This window comes from Xanthomonas sp. NCPPB 1068, assembly GCF_041479385.2.
Classification (GTDB): Bacteria; Pseudomonadota; Gammaproteobacteria; order Xanthomonadales; family Xanthomonadaceae; genus Xanthomonas; species Xanthomonas cannabis.
In genome coordinates, this window is the sequence record NZ_CM192986.1 from 3,095,917 (window position 1) to 3,116,962 (window position 21,046).

The window sequence follows — 21,046 nt, forward strand, 5'->3', positions numbered from 1 at the left end:
GCTCCTAGGAAGCGGCACCATCACTTGGCCGCCGTGCGCAGGCTGTAGCCGGCAACGCGCCAGGTCTTGTCTTCGTCCAGACGGAACGAAACCAGTTCACGCACCGGCTGCGGCGCATTGGCAAACCGGGTCGGGAAACTGACGTTGACGTACAGCCCCTCGGGCACCTGCGCGCCGGGGCCGTACTTCACCCGCGTTACCGAGCTCTGGCCGCGCCCGACCACCGCACCCAGGCGCGCACGCTCGCCAGCCAGCTGGGCGACGAAGGCGTCGCGCTTGACCGCAGTCTTGGCGACAGCGGACGCGCCGTCCCACAACGAAGCGGCCTTATTGGCATCGACCATTTGCGCCACGCGCAGGGCGGCCTGGGTCATTTCGATGTCCTGCTTGGCCACCTGGGCCTGCTGGGCGGCGCTCGAGGCGGGAGCCGGCTGCGCCGCAGACGGCCGCTGCGTGGACGGCGCTGCCTGCGTGGCGGTGACCGGGCGGCTGGACGGCTGCGGCTGTTGGGCAAACGCCAGCGCGGGAGCCAGCACAAACGCGACAAGCAAACGAGGACGGAGCATGGGACAGGGGCCTTGTACGGATCGGATGGAAGAAACGGGCCGCAGCGTGCGCTGCGCTGCGCAGTCTATGGCGCGACCTGCGCAACACAAGTGCAGCTGCGGATGTCGCGATGGAATCGCTGGAAAACGTCTCGATGGTGGGTGCCAAGCGGGCGCAGGTCGGCTTGATGGGAATGAGGCGGGCAACCCATCGCGCACGCCGCATCCGAAGGCGAGAACAGTGCCGGCCGAGCGCAGCGCCTACACCTCACCGCCCGGTGCGGGCGGCACCGTCGCCACGCTGCGTGGTCGCCACAGGCGCCAGCTGACCCAGAACGCGCGCGCGATGGCCGCAATCAAGGCCGCCAGGCTGAGCCACATCGCCAGGGTGGCCGGCCACTGCTCGTGCATTGCGGCAGCGGCCACACGCAGCAGCTCGGCCACGCCAAAGCCCACCAGCACCAGCAGGGCGGACGGCAGATATGCCAGCAAAACGCCCTTGGTCTTCCCTCGCATACTGCCCCCCCGGCTCGGTTGTGTTCCGGCGACGATAGGCAGCGCCCAGTGCGATACGCGTGAAACCTGCGGCCGGCCTCAACCGTCGGCGTGGGCGGCTGACGGCGGCGCCGGCACGGACTCGGCGGCCGGTTGGGCGTCCGGCGCGGCCGGTGCCTGCTCGGCGGGGGCGGCATCGCGCTGCACGTCGGCCGCCGGGGTGGTCGGCAGGGCCGCCGCGTCGGTTTCGGCCAGCGGGCTTTCTTCCGGGCAGGCCGCATCCGGAAAGCCGAAGCGTTGCTTCAAGGCCAGGCCGCAGGCGTTGACCGCATCCAGGTCCGCGCCCTCGCCCTTGCACTTCTGGTCGAAGGCGACCAGAAACGCATCCTTGCGGCGCACGAACGCATCGCCGCACTTGCGCATCTGGCGGATCCGCTCCAGGTCGTCCTGCACGGCATTGGTGCCGTCCAGCCCGTATTCGCGCAGCTCTTCCATGGTGAGCAGGCGCAGGCTGCGGTTGGGCACCGTCATCATCAGGTCGGCCACCGCCACCGCCACGCCGTTGCGCTCCAGGTAATCCTTGACGTTGCCATAGACCTCGCGCAACTCGCGATTGAGCTCGGCCCGCGAGGTGGCCTTGGAGCTGATCCGCATCATTCGGTGGATGCCGACCTTGCCGGCCACCAGACGGTTGTCGCCAGCGGCAAGCACGAACACGCAGGCACTGTGGCAGATCGAGCCTTCGCGCACCCAGATGGTCCAGTTGGATTCGCCGATGGTGTCGCCGGCGCGGATCGCGGCCTCCACCTGCCCGCCGCTGGAATCCAGATCCAGGATGCGGTGCGGCAGACGCCACTGCTCGGCCACTGCCGCCAGCCGCCATACCAGCGCGGCAAAGCCGGCGTTGATCTTGCCGGCGTAGCGCACCCGCAGCAGCCCGGTGTCGCGGCACGGCGCCAGCGCCGCTTCCACGCTGGCCCGATCCAGCGCCGGCAGCAGCGTGCCGTCGCCGGCCTCTTTTCCGTAATCGGTGGCGCAGCTGATCCAGGCCTGGCCGGCATCAAGCTCGGCCTGCGGCCAACCCGCCTCGCCTGCCTGCGTACGCGGGCGCGGAGGCGGCACCGGCTCGGGCGTATCCACCGACACCATATGGTCGCCGTCGCCGGCCTGCGCGCCGCCGTTCTGCTGCGCCATCGCGGCATCGGCGGAGGTGCTGGTGCGGTCGCACGCCGCCAGCAGAAGCAGACACGCAAGGGACAGGCAAAGCGGTTTCAACATCGGGCGCGGACCATCGAGAGCGTGAGCGGGCTCCCAGTCTAGGGCGGACGCGCAGCATGCCCCGAACCCGACCTTAACCTGGCACCCGTCAGGCCAGTTGCCTGCATGCGTGCGCTACGAAGCATCCAGCGGCATCGCACCCCGGCGCAGGCGGCGCTGACGTCGCGGCGGTTGCACATGGCTCGCCTCGGACGAGGCGGCGTCACGCTGAGCACAGTGCTGTCCGAAAACGGCCAGCCGGGGCGATGGGCAGCGCATAGACTGGCGCCATGCAATCGCTCACGCCCGACCGGACCCAATGCGACCGCGCCCGCCTGGCGCGCGATGCGCGCTTCGACGGGCTGTTCTTTACCGCCGTGCGCAGCACCGGCATTTATTGCCGCCCGGTGTGCCCGGCGCCGGCGCCCAAGCCGGGCAACGTCAGCTACTACCCCAGCGCTGCGGCGGCCAGTGCAGCCGGCTACCGGCCATGCCTGCGCTGCCGGCCGGAGTTGTCGCCGCAGGCGCAGCAGCATCTGGGCGACGAGAGCGTGCAGCGTGCCCTGGCGATGATCGCCGACGGCGTGTTGCAGGAGCAGCCGGTGCAGACCCTGGCCGATGCGGTCGGCGTGAGTGCGCGGCAGTTGCAGCGGCAGTTCGTGCAGCAGCTCGGCGCCACGCCGATCCAGGTGCATGGCACGCGTCGGCTGCTGCTGGCCAAGCAACTGCTCACCGAAACCGCACTGCCGGTGACCGAGGTCGCGCTGGCCGCGGGCTTCAACAGCCTGCGCCGTTTCAACGCGGCCTTCGTACAGGGCTGCGGGATGCCGCCGTCGGCCTTGCGCAAGCAACGCGCCGAAGTCCCCGGCGGCGAACTCACGCTGCGCCTGGGCTATCGGCCGCCGCTGGACTGGCCGGCGATGCTGGCATTCTTGCGGCGCCGTGCGATCCCGGGGATCGAGCAGATCGACGCCGGCAGCTACCGGCGCGTGATCGGCACGCCCGGCAACGCCAGCGTGATCGAGGTCGCACCGGCGCCGCAGCGCGCCGAGCTGCTGCTGCGCATCGGCGCCACCGACCCACGCCGGATCCCGCAGATCGTGCGCCGCGTGCGCCGGCTGTTCGACCTGGACGCGGACCTGCAGGCCGTGCACGCCACGCTTGCCCAGGAGCCGCTGCTGGCCGAGGCGATTGCGCGCCGGCCCGGCCTGCGCGTGCCGGGGGGATGGGACGGGTTCGAAGTGGCCGTGCGTGCGGTGTTGGGCCAGCAGATCAGCGTGGCCGGTGCCACGACGCTGGCGGCGCGCCTGGTCGACCGCCACGGCGGCCAGCATGCCGACATGCCGCCAGGCCTGGACCGCAGTTTTCCCACCCCCGCGCAACTGGCCGACGCACCGCTGGAGCAGCTGGGCCTGCCACGCGCCCGCGCCGCCACCTTGCGGGCGCTTGCCGGCGCCTGTGCGCAGGGGAGGCTGCAGTTCGGTGCCGGCCAGCGGCTGGTCGATTTCGTCGCGGCCTGTACTGCCCTGCCCGGCATCGGACCGTGGACCGCGCACTACATCGCCATGCGCGCGCTGTCGCATCCGGATGCGTTTCCGGCCGGCGATCTGATCCTGCAGCAGGTGCTTGGCGCGCCGGAGCGGCTGAGCGAGCGCGCCACCGAGGCGCGCTCACAGGCATGGCGGCCATGGCGCGCGTATGCGGTGCTGCACCTGTGGCATCTGGCCGTCGATCACAAGGAACCCCGCCCATGAGCGCAGTGCGTTACGACACTTTCTCCTCGCCGATCGGCGCGCTCACCGTGGCCGCCGACCACGCTGGCGTGCGCCACATCCTGTTCGCGCAGAACCGTTACGACGCGGCCGGGCGGGCGCGCTGGGTACACGATCCTGAGGCCGCACTGGTGCGCGAGGCGCGCGAGCAACTGCTGGACTATCTGCACGGCGGGCGACGCCGTTTCGACCTGCCGTTGGCGCCGGCCGGCACGCCGTTTCAACTGGAGGTCTGGCACACGCTGGCGCAGATTCCGTTCGGCCAGACCTGGAGTTACGTGCAACTGGCGCAGGCGGTGGGGCGGCCTGCCGCCAGCCGTGCGGTGGGCGCCGCCAACGGCCGCAACCCGCTGCCGATCGTGCTGCCGTGCCACCGCGTGATCGGCGCCAATGGGGCGTTGACCGGCTTCGGCGGCGGCCTGCCGACCAAGCAGGCGTTGTTGCAGCTGGAAGGCTGGTCGCCACGCCAGCGTGCACGCGCCGACGATCTGTTCGCCCACGCACACACGCCCCACACGCCCTGACTTCGCGACGTCATCGCCGCGCCTTACACTCGCGTGCATGATCGACCGACGTCTTGTGTTCGCCGCAATGGCCAGCGTGCTGCTCGCGGCCTGTACTCCCCAGCCTTCCGTCCGCGGCGCTGCCCCACCCTCGCCCGCTGCAGCGTCGCCCGCACAGAACGCGGCAGCCGATGCCAGCGCGCACACCTTGCTGCTGATCTCCATCGACGGGCTGCGTGCGGACATGCTCGATCGCGGCATCACCCCGCACCTGTCGCAGCTGGCGCGCGAGGGCGTGCGTGCGCGCTGGATGACGCCGTCGTATCCGTCGCTGACCTTTCCCAACCATTACACGCTGGTCACCGGGCTGCGCCCGGACCACCACGGCATCGTGCACAACAGCATGCGCGACCCGGCGCTGGGCAGTTTCTGGCTGAGCAAGCCCGAGGCGGTGGGCGATGCGCGCTGGTGGGGTGGCCAGCCGTTGTGGGTGGGCGCAGAAAACGCCGGCCTGCATGCGGCGACATGGTCGTGGCCGGGCAGCGAAGCGGCGATCCAGGGCGTGCGGCCCACCCAGTGGCGCCATTACGAAGAAGGCATCGGCCTGGAAGCACGCGTTGACACCGTGCTCGGCTGGCTGGGCGACTCCGGCGCCGCACGCAAGCGACTGGTCACGCTGTACTTCGAACACGTGGACGAAGCCGGCCATGACCACGGCCCGGAGTCGCGCGAATACGCCGACAGCGTGCGCGCGGTGGATGCCGCCATCGGCCGGCTGCTGGCCGGGATGCAGCGCGACGGCACCCGCGCACGCACCAACATCATCGTGGTGTCCGACCACGGCATGGCCGAGGTGGCGCCGGGCCATGCGATCAGCGTGGAAGACATCGCGCCGGCGACGGTGGCCACCGCGCTCACCGACGGGCAGGTGATCGGGTTTGCGCCAATGCCCGGGCAACAGGCCGCCGCCGAAGCCGCCCTGCTCGGCACGCATGCGCAGTACGACTGCTGGCGCAAGGCAGAACTGCCGGCGCACTGGCATTACGGCAGCAACCCGCGCATTCCACCGATCGTGTGCCAGATGCATGAGGGCTGGGACGCGTTGTTCCCGGACAAACTGGCCAGGCGCCCGCAGCAGGGCATGCGCGGCTCGCACGGCTTCGACCCGGCGCTGCCATCGATGCGTGCGGTATTCGTGGCGCAAGGCCCGGACCTGGCGCGGGGCAAGACCTTGCCCGGCTTCGACAACGTCGATGTGTATGCCTTGATGACGCGCCTGCTGGGCATTGCAGCTGCGCCCAACGACGGCAACCCGGCCACCTTGCTGCCGGCACTGCGCGTGCCGCCGGACGCTGCACACTGAAGCACTGAGCACACTGTCCACCGGCGACGGCCGGCGGGTGCGACAATGTTGCGATGTCCGTTCCCCATCCGTCGCCGCGTCGTCTGCGGCCGCTGTTGTCCAGCGCAGGCTGGCGTCGCCGTGCGGCACTGTGGGGTGGTGCGATCGCGGTGGCCCTGGTGGCGATCGTGTTCGCCAAGGCCAGCGATGCGGCCTTCCACCTGTTCCAGCGCATCACCGCACACTCGCTCTGGTGGGCACTGCTGCTGACGCCGGGCATCTTCGCCCTGCTTGCCTGGCTCACCGCCGGCGCCCTGCTCCCCACCCGTGGCAGCGGCATTCCACAGGTCATCGCCGCGCTGGAGCATCCGGACCCGGCGTTTCGCGAGACCAACCTGTCGCTGCGCGTGTCGGTCGGCAAGCTTGCCTTGACCACCTTGTCGTTGCTGGGTGGCGCCTCGGTCGGGCGCGAAGGCCCCACCGTGCATGTGGGCGCCAGCCTGATGCATGTGTTCGGGCGCTGGTTCGGCTTTCATGATCCACGCGAGCTGTCGCACTTTTTGCTGGCCGGCGGCGCTGCCGGCATTGCCGCGGCGTTCAACACGCCACTGGCGGGGGTGGTGTTTGCGATCGAGGAATTGAGCGGGCGCTTCGAGCACCGCTTTTCCGGCACCCTGCTCACCGCGGTGATCGTGGGCGGCGTGGTGTCGCTGGGCCTGCTGGGCAACTACACCTATTTCGGCAAGGTGGCGGTGGCCTTGCCGCTGGGCCAGGCCTGGCTGGCGATCGCCCTGTGCGGCAGCGTGGCCGGGCTGCTGGGCGGGATCTTTGCGCGTCTGGTGCTGGCCAGCGTCAGTGGCAAGCCGCGCTGGCTGGGCAGCCTGCGCCGGCGCCACCCGGTGCTGTTGGCGGCGTTGTGCGGCCTAGCGTTGGTCGGGTTGGCGCTGGTGTTCGGGCAAGGCGCCTTCGGCACCGGCTACGAGCAGGCGCGCAGCCTGGTGCAGGGGCAGGCAGTGGTGGGGCACGAATTCGGGCTGATGAAGCTCATCGCCAATCTGGTGTCGTATCTGGCGGGGATTCCGGGTGGCCTGTTTTCGCCGGCGCTGGCGGTCGGTGCCGGCATCGGCCACAACCTGTCGGTGCTGATGCCGGGCGTGGACCCGCGCACTTTCGTGCTGCTGGGCATGTGCGCCTATCTCACCGGCGTGACCCAGGCACCGCTGACCTCGGCGGTGATTTCGCTGGAGCTCACCGATACCGGGCAGATGCTGCTGCCGATCCTGGCCACCGTGTTGATTGCGCGCGCGGTGTCGGGGCTGGTGTGCAAAACGCCGATTTATCGTGGGCTGGCCGAGCAGTTGCTGACCCCAGCGGCGAAGAACACCGCACCGGCGGCGGACACAGCACACTAGAGACGTTGCACAATCGAGGCGCGCAGGCTGTCTCCGATCCATCACGGACTGCGCCGGTGAATGCCATGGCGCAAGCCACTCTTGAGTGTCTTGCCTTGATTTGCAGCGGCTACCGACGGCGGTGATGCACCGCATGGTCCACGTGGTCCAGCGTCGGTCCATGCACGCCAACAGGCAGACGAACAGCACGGTGCGCTGACGTCGGGCATAAAAAAACGCGGCGCAAGCGCCGCGTTTCGATGTCGCGAAGTGGCTGGAATCAACCGGCCTTGGCAACGGTCTTCTTGGCAACAGCCTTCTTGGCCGGCGCCTTGACCACGCCCTTCTTGGCAACCGGGGCAGCTGCACCCACGACAACCTTGCTCACCGCGTGCGAACGCGAATTGCCGTAGCTGGCGTTGTAGCGCTTGCCCTTGGCGGTCTTACGGTCACCCTTACCCATTTCGTCGACTCCTGAATGTGAATACAAATTCCCGTGCTGGCACGGGTCTGGCGAGGTTTGCACCGGCGGCGCCCTCGCGCAAGGCCGGCAAGCCTATCACGTCGGCCGCAAGGCGCGCAGCCCGGCGGTAGAGCTGCCCAACGCTGGCGCCGGGCAAGCGGCCTGCCCGTGCAGCGCGCCGGTGCCCGGTCGGTACCGGATATCCATCGTTGCGATCAGGTGCCTGCAGCAGCTCAAGGCGTCGCCGGCGCGCCCTGCCGACTGCCGAACGACTCAGCCGATCTCAGTGCGCGCAGCTGGCATCGTGGACATGCCCGTGCCCGTGGTTGAGACGCAGATTGACCAGATGGGCGATGCCCACCAGGGTGCCGCCCAAGGTCATCACCACCGCATGCGGCACCACCGAGTGATGCAGCGGGTCGTACAGCAGGCCCAGCCACAGCAACGCCAGGCCCGGCAGCAGCAATGCCAGCGCATGCAGCGCCCTGTGCCGGCGATAGCCCAGGACCAGGCTGAACAATCCCAGCAAGGTCACGAACACCACGATGGCCAGTTCCACCCCGTCCCCCAGCCAGAAAGAAAGGCCCAGCGAAGGCGCCAGGGCCAGGACCAGCGGCAGCACCGCGCAGTGCACGGCGCACAGCAGCGACCCGGTCGCACCGAAGCGGTCGAGCAGATGGCGAAGCGTGGGTAGAGGCATGACTTCCAGCAGGTACTCGCGGCGACGTGGAATAATATAACATCTTCCTTGTTCCAGCCCCGTACCACCGCATCGCGCAGGGCGGGTCTTGCCCGTCGGCGCAGCAGGCAAGCTGCGCCATCCTATTGATATACAGTAACAATTCTGAGAGTCCGGTCGATATGTCCCCCTCCCTCGTTCCCTCGCTGCGCCGCTCCGCCCTCTCGCTGGCATTGGCCGGCCTGCTGTCCCCCGTCCTGGCCATGGCAGACGACGCGTCGGCCGCTGGCGACCCGCAGACGCCACCGTCCTCGGACACCCGGCACGACGCCACGCCCTCCAGCGGCCGCCATATCAAGGATCTGAACAAGGTCGTCGTCACCGCCAGCCCGCTGCGCGATGCCGCCGGTGAGCTGAGCCGCCCGGTCGAGGTGCTGGCCGGCGAACGCCTGGACGAAGTGCGCAGCTCCAGCCTGGGCGAGACCGTGGCCAGCCTGCCGGGCGTGCAGAGTTCCAACTTCGGCCCCGGCGTGGGCCGGCCGATCATCCGCGGCCTGGACGGCCCGCGCGTGGCGGTGCTGCGCGATGGCCTGTCCACCCAGGACGTGTCCACCGTCAGCCAGGACCACTCGCCGGCGATCGAGCCGTTCCTGGCCAACCAGATCGAGGTGCTCAAGGGGCCGTCGACGCTACTGTACGGCTCCGGCGCCATTGGCGGTGTGGTCAACGTGGTCGACGGCCGCATCGCCGAGACCCCGGTGGACGGTTTCAGCGGGCGCGCCGAAGTGCGCTTCGACGGCGGCGACAAGGACGGCAACACCGACATGTTCCGCGTCGACGCCGGCAATGGCAGCGGTCTGTCGGTTCACGCCGATGGCGTGTACCGCAACCAGAACGACTACGACACCCCGCAGGGTCGCCAGCGCAACAGCTGGATCGATTCCAAGGTGGGCTCGATCGGTGCATCGCTGTCCGGAGACTGGGGGTTCGTGGGCCTGTCGGCATCGCGGTTCCGCGACAACTACGGCAACCCCGGCGAGCCGGGCGACCCGTCCATCGGCGAGCGCGGCGTCTCGTTGAAGCTGCAGCAGGACCGCTACGACCTCAAGGGCGGGCTGACCGACCCGTGGGGCGAAGGCAGCGCGCTGCGCTACAGCTTCGGTCATACCGATTACGCGCATACCGAGTTCGAAGGCGATGAAGTGGGCACGGTGTTCACCAAGCGCGCCAACGAGGGGCGCGTGGAAGCGTCGTTTACGTTCGGCGGCGGCTGGCAGACTGCGTTCGGCCTGCAGGGCAGCGACACCACCTTCCAGGCAGTGGGCGAAGAATCCTTCGTGCCCAAGACCGATACGCGCTCGCTCGGCGCCTTTGCCGTGGCACGCAACAGCTGGGAGCGCGTCACCGCCGAAGTCGGCGCGCGCGTGGACAAGGTCAAGTACCAGACCGACATCGGCGTGGACCGCGATTTCACCCCGACCAGCTTCTCGGCCAGCGGTGGCTTCCGCTTCAACGAACAGTGGCGCCTGACCGCCAACCTCGACCATGCCGAGCGCGCACCGGCCGAGGAAGAGCTGTTCGCCAACGGCCCGCACATCGCCACGCTCGCCTTCGAGATCGGCGATGCCGATCTGAAGACCGAAAAGGCCAACCAGGCCGAGCTGGGCCTGAACTTCCAGAACGACTGGGTGGATGCCAAGGTGGCGGCGTACTACAACCGCTACAACGACTTCGTCTACATCGTCGATACCGGCGGCCAGTGGTTCAACGAAGAAGACAACGACTTCCTGCCGATCCGCCAGTGGACCCAGGCCGACGCGATCTTCCACGGTTTCGAAGGCGAAGCCACGTTCCACCTGGCCAACAACGACACCGGTGCGTGGGACCTGCGCGTATTCGGTGACACCGTGCGTGCGCGCCTGAAGGACGGCGGTAACCTGCCGCGTATCGCGCCTGGCCGTTTCGGTGCGCAGATGCGCTGGAATGCAGACCAGTGGCGCGCCTCGCTCGGTGCCACCCGCACGCTGAAGCAGGACAAGGTGGCGGTGAACGAAACCCCGACCGACGGCTACACCTTCGTCGACGCGCATCTGGCGTACCACGTAGACCGCGGCAGCAACGCGTGGGAAGTGTTCCTGGACGGCAACAACCTGACCAACCAGGACGCGCGTGTGCATACCTCCTTCCTCAAGGACGACGTGCTGCTTCCCGGCCGCAGCGCCTCATTCGGCGTGCGGATGTTCTTCTGACAGCGGTCTCTCTCCCCCGCTGACTGGAAGCGAGGCCGCCTTCGGGCGGCCTTTTTTATGCGCGGTATCGACGCAACGGCGCGCGGCGCATTGGCACTGCACCGACGCAGGCAGTTGCGTCCGTCACCGCATGCGAGGAGTGGGTCGCAGGATGTGATCGTCGCCACAGCGCAGGCACACCCTGCCGTGCGGACAGCGACACACCGAGACCGTAGCTGCTGCGTCGCACAACAGGCTGCGGCGCATCTGGGGTTAAAACTTCATTGCATTGCGCTGACAGGGGGCGCCAAGCGACGCGACAGCGCGGGCGCGCGCATGCACTGCCTGCCGTTGCATGCGCGCCACTGCGTGGCACGGCAGCGTTCTTGCACCGAGACCAAGGAACCATGCGCATGCGTTTTTCCTCACCCCGCTACACCCTCTCGCTCGCCATCGCCGCCGTGCTGCTGGCACCGGATGGCCACACGCAGACCGCCACGCCCGCCACGGGTCCTCAGGATGCCACCACACTGGATGCGGTGATCGTCAGCGGCACCGCGCGCTTCAAGGGCCTGGCCAAACGCGATGCCAGTTTTTCGATCACCACCGCCAGCCCGGAGCAGATCCAGCAGGCGGTGCCGCAAAGCACCGCCGACCTGCTCAAGATCGTGCCCGGCGTGTGGGCCGAACCCAGCGGTGGCGGCACCGGCGCCAACATCTTCGTGCGCGGCATGCCGTCCGAAGGCGATGCGCCGTTCGTGACCATGCAACTGGATGGCTCGCCGTTGTTCCCGCCGCCGACCTTGTCGTTCCTGGAAAATTCCACGCTGTTCCGCGTCGATGACACTGTCGAGCGCATGGAAGTGCTGCGTGGTGGCTCCAGCCCGATCTTTTCCAACGGTCAGCCTGGCCTCACCGTCAATTTCATCCAGAAAAAAGGCCAGGACGAACCCGAAGGCAGCGTGCGCCTGACCGGCGGCAACAACGCCTTGCGCCGCATCGATGTGTTCAACAGCGGGCCGATGGGCAATGGCTGGTACTACAGCGTGGGCGGCTTTTTCCGCGAAACCGACGGCGTGCGCGACCCGCAGTTCGCTGCCGACAAGGGCGGGCAGTTCAGTGCCACCCTGAGCAAGCGCTGGGACAGCGGCGAGCTGTCGTTCTATGCGCGGCATACCGACGACAACAACGCGTTCTACACCGCCATTCCGTTGCTCTCGCGCAACAACGGCAACGATCTGTCCAGCTTTCCCGGTTTGAACGCGCAGACCGGTACCCTGCTCGGTCGCGACTTCCGCAACGTCGATCTGCTGGTCGGGTCCGATGGCCAGACGTTGCGGCGCGACCTGGCCGACGGGCGCGGCGTCAACATCGATGTATTCGGCGGCGAATGGAACTGGGAAAGCGGCGGCTGGACCGTTGCCGACCGCTTCAATGTGATGAGTGGCAGCGCGCCGACCTATGCGCTGTTCACCGGCGACGCACCGCAGCGCTTGAGCGATTTCATTGCAAGCTACGGCAGCGGCGGCAGCGCCAGCTACACCAATGGCGGCGGTGCAGTGGATGCAGATCAACAGGTGCTCGGAGCCGGCTGGTGGTCGGTGGACAAGCGTCTGAACTCCTTCACCAACGACCTGCGCCTGAGCCGCGAGTTGTTTGCCGGCAATACGCTCACCGTGGGCGCGTATTACGCCAAGTATTCCTCGGCCGACACCTGGTACCTGGGCAACACCATGCTGCTCACGGCCCAGAACAATGCGCGCCGCATCGACGTGGCGCTGGACGACGGGCGCCAGGCCACCCGCCGGGGATTTACCAGCACGGCCTTCTTCAATTTGCGCGCGAAGTACGATGGTGAAAATATCGCCGCCTTCGTCGCCGACGAGTGGGAACTCAACGAGCGCCTGCGCCTGGACCTGGGGGCACGCTACGAGCGCCAGAGCGTCACCGGTGACGTGCACGACACCGCAACCGTCGACCTGGACGGCAACCCCGCCACGCTTTACGACAACGCCACCTCGCTGGCGCTGGCCACCACGCGGCGCATCGATCAGGACGATGAAGCGTTTTCGTGGACGGCCGGCCTGAACTTCACGCTCGACCAGAACAACAGCCTGTTTGCGCGGGTCAACTCGGGGGTGAAGTTCCCCGGCTTCGACAATCTGCGCGATGGACAGAACCGCGTGCAGGAAGTGGATCAATACGAGTTGGGGTTGAAGTCCGGCGCCAGCAGCTACGACCTGTATCTCACCGCGTTCTACAACACGTTCAAGAATTCGCCGTTCCAGGCATTCCTGTCCAATGGCCAGAACTTCACCGCCGTCGGCGATTCGCGCGCGCGCGGCCTGGAAGTGGAAGGCGCCATCCGCCCGTTCGGCGGCTTCGAGCTGGCCGGCACCGGGGTGTGGCTGGATGCGAACTACCGCAACTATCGCGAGTTCACCGGCAACCAGGTGATGCGCCAGCCCAAGCGGCAGTTCCGGCTCACGCCGAGCTATTACTGGATGCTGCCGTTCGGCGACCTCAAGCTGTTTGCCACCTATTCCTACATCGGCGAGCGCTTCGCGGATCTGGCCAACAGCCAACGCCTGCCGTCTTACGACATGGTCGATATCGGCGCCAACCTGCATGTGGGCGATCACTGGGAAGTGACCGCCAGCGGCAGCAACGTCACCGACACGCTGGGGCTCACCGAAGGCAATGTGCGCGTGCCCGGCGCTGCCACCGGCGGGGTGTTCATGGGCCGACCGATCGCCGGACGGCAATACCAGATGTCGGTGGCCTACCGCTGGTGATCGGCCGCAGGTGATCCACCGCGGCCGTCCCGCGTGCTGGCACCCGGCCATCACGCGGGACGTGCCTGGGCATCGAGACCATCTGCAAGGTCGGTACGCCGGGCGCTTGCACTGCTGCTTCAGCGCTGGCGCGGCCTGCTCGCGGGCCGGCTACGACTCGGTGGCAACTGCATTGGACAACTGCAGGCAGTTGCAGGGCGCTGAGGGTGTGGAGCGATCAGGCCGGAGGTGATTCCACGCGCGGCCCGGTCGTTGTGAGACGACAGCGATGCAGCGCGCCACGCTGCTGCCGCCGGCGTGCAGCGTGGCGCAATGGCGCAGCCCGCGTCACACCGGCAACGGGCTGCGTTCGGCGAAGTGTCCGCGCCAGTAGGGGTAATACGGATACGGCGGCTCTACTGCGCTGGCCGCATCCAGGCGGGCGCGTTGCTCCTCGGTCAACGACCAGCCCACTGCGCCGAGGTTGTCGCGCAGTTGCGTTTCGTCGCGCGCGCCGATCAGCACCGTGCTCACGGTGGGCCGCTGCAGCAGCCAGTTGATGGCGATCTGCGGCACGCTGCGGCCGGTCTCGGCGGCGATGGCGTCCAGCGCATCGACGATGTCGAACAGGCGCGCATCGTCAATGGCAGGCCCGGCTGCGGCGGTGGCGTGCAGCCGGCTATGCGCCGGCAACGGCTGGCCGCGCCGCAGCTTGCCGGTGAGCCGCCCCCAGCCGAGCGGGCTCCACACCACCGCGCCGATGCCCTGGTCGATGCCCAGCGGCATCAGTTCCCACTCGTAATCGCGCCCGGCCAGCGAGTAATAAGTTTGATTGGCAACGAAGCGGCTCCAGCCGTGCGCGTCGGCCACGGCCTGCGATTTCATCAGCTGCCAACCGGCGTAATTGGACGCACCCAGATAGCGCACCTTGCCCGCGCGCACCAGACCGTCGAGCGTGGACAGGGTTTCTTCCATCGGCGTCAACGCATCGAAGGCATGCAGCTGCAGCAGATCGATGTAGTCGGTGCGCAAACGCCGCAATGACGCCTCCACCGCACGCAACAACCGGAAGCGTGAAGCGCCGGCATCGTTGGGGCCTTCGCCCAGACGCAGGCCGGTCTTGGTCGAAACGATCACCTGATCGCGGCGGCCCTGCAGCGCCTGGCCGAGAATGTCTTCCGAAGCCCCATCGGAATACACATCGGCGGTATCGAACAGGTTGAGCCCTGCGTCCAGGCACACGTCGATCATGCGCCGCGCCTGCGCCACATCGGTGTCGCCCCACGCCGAAAACAGCGGCCCCTTGCCGCCGAATGTGCCGGCGCCCAGGCCGAGCACCGGAACCTTGAAGCCGGAGCGACCGAGAAAACGTGTCTCCATTGCAGAACTCCATGAGTTGGAAGAAGACGCGATGCCGGTCAGCGCCGGCACATCGCCAAGTCACTGGCAAGACAGCGCACCCCGCCACCACCTGCCCGCAGCACCAGGCCTTCGGCACGCGGAGCGTGACCGCCGCGCAGCGTCAGCGTGCCTGCAGACAACCGGCCGACCCGAGAGTGCGCCGACGTTGCAGGTGCACGCTCCACAGCGCGATGGCCAGGCCTAAGGCCGTCAGCAGCGCGGCGACCCACGGGGTGGCCACCAGCCCGGCCCGCGTGGCGATCACCATCCCGCCCAGCCACGCACCCAACGCATTGCCGAGGTTGAACGCTGCGATGTTCAGGCTGGAAGCCAGGTTCTGGCCGGCGCCGCGCGCGTGTTCGAGCACGCGCAGCTGCAACGGCGCCACCGTGGCGAACGCGGCCACGCCCAGCAGACCGACAAACACCACCATCGCGGTCTTGCTGTGCAGGACCAATCCCATTGCCCCGAGCACCAGCACCAGGGCGCCCAGGCTGCCCAGCAACGCAGCGGTGGGGCGACGGTCGGCCAGCCGGCCACCGAGCAGGTTGCCCACGATCATGCCCACCCCGAACACCAGCAGGACCGGCGACACCGCCGCCTGCGCGAACCCGGTGACCTGCACCAGCATCGGCTGGATGTAGGTGAACACCGCAAAGACCCCGGCATAGCCCACCACCGTCATTGCCAGCGCCAGCAGCACCTGGCCGCGTGCCAGCACCGCCACTTCCTGCCGCCACGGCACCGGCGCCGCCGCGCCTGCGGCCGCCGGCACCCACAGCGCCACCGCCGCAGTGGCGAGCACGCCGATGACCGCCACCGCCCAGAACGTGGCCCGCCAGCCCAGTTGCAGGCCCAGCCAGGCACCGGCCGGCACCCCGAGCAGGGTGGCCACGGTGAGCCCGGCGAACATCAGCGAAATGGCCGACGCGCGCCGCTCCGGCGGCACCAGCGAGGTCGCCACCACCGCGCCCACGCCGAAGAAGGTGCCGTGCGCGAGCGAGGTCAGCATGCGCGCCACCATCAGGGTGGTGTAGTCCGGCGCCAGCGCGCAGGCCACGTTGCCGACGGTGAAGATCAGCATCAGCCCGACCAGCACCGCCTTGCGCGGCAGGCGGGCGCTGGCCAGCGTCAGCAGCGGCGCGCCGACGAACACACCCAGCGCATAGCCGCTGATCAGCAGGCCGGCGGCGCTGAGCGACACGCCCAGATCGCCGGCCACCTGCTGCAGCAGGCCCATGATCACGAACTCGGTGGTGCCGATACCGAAGGCACCGATGGTCAATGCCAGCAGTGCTGGCGGGAAACGGGAAGACGCTACAGCGGACATGGGCGTTGGCCAGCAAGGATTGCCAACAGGCTGCGCCGCACCGTCCTGTGCAAACAGCCCTGTTATCCTGATTCACTTTCAACAAATGGTTGAGAATTGCATGGACCGGCTCGGCGACATCGCCTTGTTCCTGCGCGTGCTGGACCTGGGGTCGATCACGGCCGCCGCGCACAGCCTGGATCTGTCGGTGGCAGTGGCCAGCCAGCGCCTGAAGCGGCTGGAAGGCGAGCTCGGCGTGCGCCTGCTGCACCGGACCACGCGGCGCCTGCATCCGACGGCCGAAGGCCAGCAGTTGGCCGACCGCGGGCGGGTGCTGGTGGACGATCTGGAGGCGCTGGCCGACGATCTGCGTGAGAGCGCACACGATGTCGGCGGCGTCCTGCGCATGACCTTGTCGGCCACGTTCGGACGGCAGTTCGTGTCGCCGCTGCTCACCGAATTCCAGGCGCGCCACCCGCGCCTGCGCATCAGCGCACATCTGAGCGACGACGTGGTGGACCTGGTCAGGCAGGGCTTCGACCTGGCAATCCGCATCGGGCCGCTGGACGACTCCGGGCTGGTGGCCCGGCGCATCGCCGACAACCGCCGCACCCTCGCCGCCTCGCCCGACTATCTCCGTCGCCACGGCACGCCGCGCACGCCGGACGAACTTGCGCAGCACGCCGGCGTGCTGCTGATGGGCCGCGACGGCCGCCAGGATGTGTGGACACTGCAGACGCCCGACGGCGGGCTGGTGCGCGTGCGCATGCAGAGCCGCTTCGAAAGCAACCTGGGCGAACTGGTGCGCGATGCGGTGGTGGCCGGCCAAGGCATCGCCGTGCATTCGTACTGGCATATCGCCGACGAACTGCGCAGCGGTCGCCTGGTCGCGGTCATGCCCGACTACCCGCCGCCCGCCTCGCAGATCAGCGCAGTGATGCCGGCGCGCCGGCTGCAGCCACCACGGGTACGCGCGTTCGTGGACTTCCTGCTGGAGCGGTTGGGCACGCGGCCGCCGTGGGAGTGACGCACCTTGCGCGGGCGTGAGCACCTTGCGCGGGCGTGAGCGCCTGCGCCTGGTTTGCGCCGCGTGATCAGGCGCGTGACACCAGCGCTGTTGAATGCAACGGCGCTGCAATGGGTTGAGCAGCCGTGCGCGACGAACGAGTGAGCGCCATGGGCCCTGTCGATGATGTTGCGAAGTGCGCGCTCGGTCGACGTACAACTCGCGGTCACTGGCAACCCATGACCGCAGCCTGCAATGCGGGCAAAAACGTCATGCGACAGCCACCGCGTCGTCAACACACCCGCGCGGCGGCACCGCGACCGTAACGGCGTGCTGCGGGGATGACGGCCCACGAGCGCGCGCGTATCGATCGGCACGTACATCGCAGGCATGGTCCACGCTGCAATCGCATGACGACGCAAGCGGTCACATCCGGGACATGGCGAGCACATCTGGCTGACATCTACGCTGCCCAAACTGCGCAGCGTGTTCCAGACCCCGCTGCGTTCATGACATCTTTGCCCATCAGCCGGCGACGGCTGCTGACCGGCGCGGCCGCTGCCTCCGCAGTGCTGGTGGCCGGTCAAACCACGCGTGCAATGACCACGGCGTCATCGAAGGACCGGTTTTCCTTCGTGTTCATGACAGACACGCATATCCAGCCGGAGCTCGATGCGCGCACGGGCTGCCTGGGCTGCTTTCGCCGTATCGCCAACGAGCCGGTGGACTTCGTCATCCACGGGGGAGACCACGTCTTCGATGCGCTGGAAGTGGATCGCAAGCGTGCCTACATGCTGCGCGATCTGTACTTCGAGGTGGAGAAGGAGATCGGCAAGCAGGTCTATCACACCATCGGCAACCACGACTGCTTTGGCGTGTTCCCCAGCAGCGGCGTGGAGCCCGGCAGCCCGGGCTACGGCAAGGCCTATTACACCGAGCGCTTTGGTCCGCTGTACTACGCCTTCGACCACAAGGGCGTGCACTTCATCGTGCTCGACTCGATCGGCCTGACGCCCGACCGCAGCTACGAAGGCCGGCTGGACGCGGCGCAGATGCGCTGGCTACGCGACGACCTGGCCGCACTGGCGCCGGGCACCCGCATCATCATCACCACGCATATCCCGCTGGTCACCGCGCTCGGTTGCTACGAGCCACTGTCCTGGACCCACGCGCCGCATAACTGGACCTTCGTGAGCAACGCCCGGGACGTGCTGGCATTGCTCCGTGGCCATACCGTGCTGGCAGTGCTGCAAGGCCACAGCCATGTCGCCGAAAGCGTGGTGCTCAACGGCATCACCTTCGTGACCGGCGGCGCGGTCAGCGGCAACTGGTGGCAGGGGCGCTTTCTTGGCACTGCCGAAGGCTATATGCGCGTGGATGTCGATGGCGACCGCGTGACCAGCCACTACCAACGGCTCGACTTTCAGCCCATCGATCGCCACGACGTCGACATCGGCGATGCGCAGGCGTGATGCACGCGCAGCACTGACGTACCTCAAAAAAAAAAAGCCGATCAGGCCGCTTGCCGCAGGACATGGCTGCAGCTCGACAGCTCATCCCCCTCAGCGAGTCACTCCATGTCCATGCCATTCCCCTGCCGCCTTGCCTGCGGCCTTCCCTTGCTGCTGCTGTTACCCACCCCGCGTGCCGCCGCCGTCGAACCACCCGACGCCGCTACCAGCACCGCAGGCCAGGCGCCCAAGACCACACTGGATGCCATCATCGTGCTGGGCGCAGGGCAATCGCGGCAGGTGCAGACGATCAAGCCGGCAGACCTGGCCAAGGCTCCGCCCGGCACCTCGCCGCTGGCCAGTCTGTCCAAGCTTCCCGGCGTCAACTTTCAATCGTCCGATCCGTTGGGCGGCTACGAGTGGGCCCAGCAGATCACCATCCGCGGCTTCAGCACCGACCAGATGGGCTACACCCTGGACGGCGTGCCACTGGGCAACATGCAATACCGCAACAACAACGGCCTGAGCATCGGGCGTGCCTTGCAGGCGGAAAACAACGGGCCGGTGACACTTTCGCAAGGCAGTGCCGCGGTGGGCACCGCCTCGACCAGCAACATCGGCGGCACCATCGATTTCACCTCGCTCGACCCCACCGACGGCTTCGGCGTGGATCTGGCGCAGACCGTCGGCAGCGCCAGCAACCTGCGCAGCTTCGCGCGCCTCAATAGCGGCACCTTGCGCGGCGGCGGACGCTTCTATCTGTCGGCCAGTCACCAGGACGCGGACAAGTGGAAAGGCCACGGTTCGCAGCGCCAGCAGCAGCTCAATTTCAAATACGTGCAGCCGCTGTCGGACAGCCTCACCGCCACCACCTTCATCGATGGCGTGGATCGCCGCGAAGACGATTATCTGGATGTCTCGCTGGATCTGATTCGTCGCCTCGGTGATCGGGTGGACAACATCTCCAATGATTTCCCCCTGGCCGAGCGCATGGCGCAGGCGCTGCAGAATGGGACGCCTGCGCCGGCACCCTACCGCAATGGCGACGATGTCTATTACAACGGCGGCGGCGTGCGCAAGGACCTGTTCGCCTACGAAAAACTCGACTACGACCTGAGCGCGCAACTGAGCGGCCAGACCACGCTGTACTGGCATCAGAACCACGGCATCGGCACCTTCGCCAGCCCGTACGACCCTACGCCGGCGGCGTTCGGCGGCTCGCCGGTATCGGTGTCCACCGTGGGTTATGACATCCAGCGCAAGGGCATCCTGTCGCAGCTGGAACTGCGGCTGGACCGGCACACGCTGCAGGCCGGGCTGTGGTACGAGAACAATCGCTTCGATCAGATCGCCCGCCTTTATGGCCTGCAGGCCGGCAGTACCCCGCGCAACTTCCAGCGCTTCTACGACAACCCGTTCCGCACCCGCTGGCACTACATCTTCGACACCGAGGTCTATCAGCTGCATGTCGGCGACAGCTGGGAGGTCAACGATGCCCTGCGGGTGGACCTGGGCCTGAAATCCCTGCAGGCCAAGAACACCGCCCGCACCATCACCAGCAGCCAGCCGATCGATGGCCAGATCGAGGCGTCGGGCCATTTTCTGCCGAGTGCCAGCGCGTTGTACCGGTTCGACAGCCGTAACGAAGCCTTCGTCGACTACACGCGCAATCTGTCCGCCTTTGTCGCCTCCGCCTCCACTGGCCCGTTCTCGACCACCAAGGCCGGGTTCGACTACATCCGCGACACGCTGAAACCGGAAAAGACCGCCACCACCGAACTGGGCTTCCGCCACACCGGTGCCTCCGTGCAGACCTCCATCACCGCCTACCACGTGCAGTTCCGCAATCGCCTGCTGGCCTCGTCGATCAGCGCGGCGGTGGTGGGCAACCAGAACGTGCTGCAGAACGTCGGCGGCGTCACCTCGCAGGGAGTGGAGCTGGCGGCAAGCTGGAATTTTTTGCCGCACTGGTCGCTCTACGGCAGCAGTTCCTATAACGACGCCCACTACGACGATGACGTGGCCGTGCCCGGCAGCGCCGTGGTGGCCATCCGCGACAAGCAGGTGGTGGGCTCGGCACGCACGCTGGCCAATCTCCAGCTCGGCTACGACGATGGCGCCGCGTGGGCGCAACTGTCGGCGCACTACACCGGCAAGCGCTATTACAGCTATTTTAACGATCAGCCGATTGCCGGGGCGACGGTGCTGAACTTCGGTACCGGCTACCGCTTCCATGCGGCATCCGGCGGCGTCCACTGGCTGGACGGCACCGATGTGGATCTCAACGTCACCAATCTGCTGGACAGGCGCTACATCGCCTCCCTGGGCACCAGCGGGTTCGTGACCGCCGATCCGGACGGCACCTACACCACGCTACAGGTGGGTGCGCCGCGCCAGGTCTTTGTCAGCGTGCGCAAGCACTTTTAGAGC

The 21,046-nt window shown here is 67.7% G+C and carries 16 protein-coding genes; 9 read left to right on the plus strand and 7 right to left on the minus strand.

The annotated features are described in order from the left end of the window. Positions 1-20: 20 nt before the first annotated feature. From ACCQ12_RS13140 to ACCQ12_RS13150, 3 genes are all read right to left on the minus strand, one after another. Complete coding sequence (locus ACCQ12_RS13140; RefSeq protein ID WP_184385019.1) at positions 21-566, minus strand: DUF4019 domain-containing protein; 546 nt, start codon at positions 564-566, stop codon at positions 21-23. Between the two features lie 240 nt (positions 567-806). After that, entirely contained in the window at positions 807-1,061 is a 255-nt protein-coding gene (locus ACCQ12_RS13145; protein ID WP_047695669.1) for a hypothetical protein, read from the minus strand. A 78-nt stretch (positions 1,062-1,139) separates the two neighbouring features. Further along, the gene (locus ACCQ12_RS13150) at positions 1,140-2,318 is read right to left on the minus strand and encodes a COG3904 family protein (protein ID WP_372381919.1); all 1,179 of its coding nucleotides are present in this window, start codon (positions 2,316-2,318) and stop codon (positions 1,140-1,142) included. Between the two features lie 269 nt (positions 2,319-2,587). Here ACCQ12_RS13150 and ACCQ12_RS13155 point away from each other — a divergent pair, with 269 nt between their 5' ends. The 4 genes from ACCQ12_RS13155 to ACCQ12_RS13170 are packed head-to-tail and all read left to right on the plus strand — an operon-like array spanning position 2,588 to position 7,326. Continuing rightward, the gene (locus ACCQ12_RS13155) at positions 2,588-4,051 is read left to right on the plus strand and encodes a DNA-3-methyladenine glycosylase 2 (RefSeq protein ID WP_184439032.1); all 1,464 of its coding nucleotides are present in this window, start codon (positions 2,588-2,590) and stop codon (positions 4,049-4,051) included. Continuing rightward, a complete protein-coding gene (locus ACCQ12_RS13160) occupies positions 4,048-4,593 on the plus strand; it encodes a methylated-DNA--[protein]-cysteine S-methyltransferase (RefSeq protein ID WP_372381920.1) in 546 nt (181 codons plus the stop codon). The genes ACCQ12_RS13155 and ACCQ12_RS13160 overlap by 4 nt, the downstream gene beginning before the upstream one ends. A gap of 37 nt (positions 4,594-4,630) precedes the next feature. Beyond that, the gene (locus tag ACCQ12_RS13165) at positions 4,631-5,935 is read left to right on the plus strand and encodes an alkaline phosphatase family protein (protein WP_372381921.1); all 1,305 of its coding nucleotides are present in this window, start codon (positions 4,631-4,633) and stop codon (positions 5,933-5,935) included. A 53-nt stretch (positions 5,936-5,988) separates the two neighbouring features. Next, positions 5,989-7,326, plus strand: coding sequence for a chloride channel protein (locus tag ACCQ12_RS13170; RefSeq protein ID WP_372381922.1), 1,338 nt, complete (start codon positions 5,989-5,991; stop codon positions 7,324-7,326). Between the two features lie 259 nt (positions 7,327-7,585). Here ACCQ12_RS13170 and ACCQ12_RS13175 read toward each other — a convergent pair whose 3' ends face one another. Both ACCQ12_RS13175 and ACCQ12_RS13180 read right to left on the minus strand, forming a co-directional pair. After that, on the minus strand, positions 7,586-7,768 hold the full coding sequence (locus ACCQ12_RS13175; RefSeq protein WP_008571876.1) for a 30S ribosomal protein THX: 183 nt from the start codon (positions 7,766-7,768) through the stop codon (positions 7,586-7,588). Between the two features lie 283 nt (positions 7,769-8,051). After that, positions 8,052-8,468, minus strand: coding sequence for a MerC domain-containing protein (locus ACCQ12_RS13180; protein WP_166745043.1), 417 nt, complete (start codon positions 8,466-8,468; stop codon positions 8,052-8,054). 161 nt (positions 8,469-8,629) lie between these two features. On the opposite strand from ACCQ12_RS13180, the gene ACCQ12_RS13185 reads away from it, so the two are divergent. Beyond that, positions 8,630-10,696, plus strand: coding sequence for a TonB-dependent receptor (locus ACCQ12_RS13185; RefSeq protein ID WP_372381923.1), 2,067 nt, complete (start codon positions 8,630-8,632; stop codon positions 10,694-10,696). A 392-nt stretch (positions 10,697-11,088) separates the two neighbouring features. After that, complete coding sequence (locus tag ACCQ12_RS13190; RefSeq protein WP_372381924.1) at positions 11,089-13,470, plus strand: TonB-dependent receptor; 2,382 nt, start codon at positions 11,089-11,091, stop codon at positions 13,468-13,470. 327 nt (positions 13,471-13,797) lie between these two features. Here the strand turns inward: ACCQ12_RS13190 and ACCQ12_RS13195 are convergent, their stop codons facing one another. Next, entirely contained in the window at positions 13,798-14,829 is a 1,032-nt protein-coding gene (locus ACCQ12_RS13195; RefSeq protein ID WP_372381925.1) for an aldo/keto reductase, read from the minus strand. 142 nt (positions 14,830-14,971) lie between these two features. Beyond that, positions 14,972-16,180: an MFS transporter gene (locus ACCQ12_RS13200; protein ID WP_372381926.1), complete on the minus strand. Its 1,209-nt coding sequence runs from the start codon at positions 16,178-16,180 to the stop codon at positions 14,972-14,974. 100 nt (positions 16,181-16,280) lie between these two features. Here ACCQ12_RS13200 and ACCQ12_RS13205 point away from each other — a divergent pair, with 100 nt between their 5' ends. The 3 genes from ACCQ12_RS13205 to ACCQ12_RS13215 all read left to right on the plus strand — a co-directional run bounded on the left by ACCQ12_RS13205 (position 16,281) and on the right by ACCQ12_RS13215 (position 21,043). Beyond that, complete coding sequence (locus ACCQ12_RS13205) at positions 16,281-17,186, plus strand: LysR family transcriptional regulator (RefSeq protein ID WP_166748988.1); 906 nt, start codon at positions 16,281-16,283, stop codon at positions 17,184-17,186. Positions 17,187-17,674: 488 nt separating this feature from the next. Then, positions 17,675-18,637 (plus strand): metallophosphoesterase family protein, encoded by a 963-nt coding sequence (locus tag ACCQ12_RS13210; RefSeq protein ID WP_184439013.1) that lies wholly within the window; start codon positions 17,675-17,677, stop codon positions 18,635-18,637. Positions 18,638-18,742: 105 nt separating this feature from the next. Next, on the plus strand, positions 18,743-21,043 hold the full coding sequence (locus tag ACCQ12_RS13215) for a TonB-dependent receptor (protein WP_372381927.1): 2,301 nt from the start codon (positions 18,743-18,745) through the stop codon (positions 21,041-21,043). The last annotated feature ends 3 nt before the right edge of the window (positions 21,044-21,046 follow it).

Excerpts from the sequence above, each read along its gene's own strand:
- ACCQ12_RS13150 (WP_372381919.1), bottom strand. The coding sequence starts at position 2,318 with ATGTTGAAACCGCTTTGCCTGTCCCTTGCGTGTCTGCTTCTGCTGGCG.
- ACCQ12_RS13160 (WP_372381920.1), top strand. The coding sequence starts at position 4,048 with ATGAGCGCAGTGCGTTACGACACTTTCTCCTCGCCGATCGGCGCGCTC.
- ACCQ12_RS13180 (WP_166745043.1), bottom strand. The coding sequence starts at position 8,468 with ATGCCTCTACCCACGCTTCGCCATCTGCTCGACCGCTTCGGTGCGACC.
- ACCQ12_RS13205 (WP_166748988.1), top strand. The coding sequence starts at position 16,281 with ATGGACCGGCTCGGCGACATCGCCTTGTTCCTGCGCGTGCTGGACCTG.
- ACCQ12_RS13165 (WP_372381921.1), top strand. The coding sequence starts at position 4,631 with ATGATCGACCGACGTCTTGTGTTCGCCGCAATGGCCAGCGTGCTGCTC.
- ACCQ12_RS13195 (WP_372381925.1), bottom strand. The coding sequence starts at position 14,829 with ATGGAGACACGTTTTCTCGGTCGCTCCGGCTTCAAGGTTCCGGTGCTC.
- ACCQ12_RS13215 (WP_372381927.1), top strand. The coding sequence starts at position 18,743 with ATGTCCATGCCATTCCCCTGCCGCCTTGCCTGCGGCCTTCCCTTGCTG.
- ACCQ12_RS13210 (WP_184439013.1), top strand. The coding sequence starts at position 17,675 with ATGACATCTTTGCCCATCAGCCGGCGACGGCTGCTGACCGGCGCGGCC.
- ACCQ12_RS13170 (WP_372381922.1), top strand. The coding sequence starts at position 5,989 with ATGTCCGTTCCCCATCCGTCGCCGCGTCGTCTGCGGCCGCTGTTGTCC.
- ACCQ12_RS13185 (WP_372381923.1), top strand. The coding sequence starts at position 8,630 with ATGTCCCCCTCCCTCGTTCCCTCGCTGCGCCGCTCCGCCCTCTCGCTG.
- ACCQ12_RS13145 (WP_047695669.1), bottom strand. The coding sequence starts at position 1,061 with ATGCGAGGGAAGACCAAGGGCGTTTTGCTGGCATATCTGCCGTCCGCC.
- ACCQ12_RS13155 (WP_184439032.1), top strand. The coding sequence starts at position 2,588 with ATGCAATCGCTCACGCCCGACCGGACCCAATGCGACCGCGCCCGCCTG.
- ACCQ12_RS13175 (WP_008571876.1), bottom strand. The coding sequence starts at position 7,768 with ATGGGTAAGGGTGACCGTAAGACCGCCAAGGGCAAGCGCTACAACGCC.
- ACCQ12_RS13190 (WP_372381924.1), top strand. The coding sequence starts at position 11,089 with ATGCGTTTTTCCTCACCCCGCTACACCCTCTCGCTCGCCATCGCCGCC.
- ACCQ12_RS13200 (WP_372381926.1), bottom strand. The coding sequence starts at position 16,180 with ATGTCCGCTGTAGCGTCTTCCCGTTTCCCGCCAGCACTGCTGGCATTG.
- ACCQ12_RS13140 (WP_184385019.1), bottom strand. The coding sequence starts at position 566 with ATGCTCCGTCCTCGTTTGCTTGTCGCGTTTGTGCTGGCTCCCGCGCTG.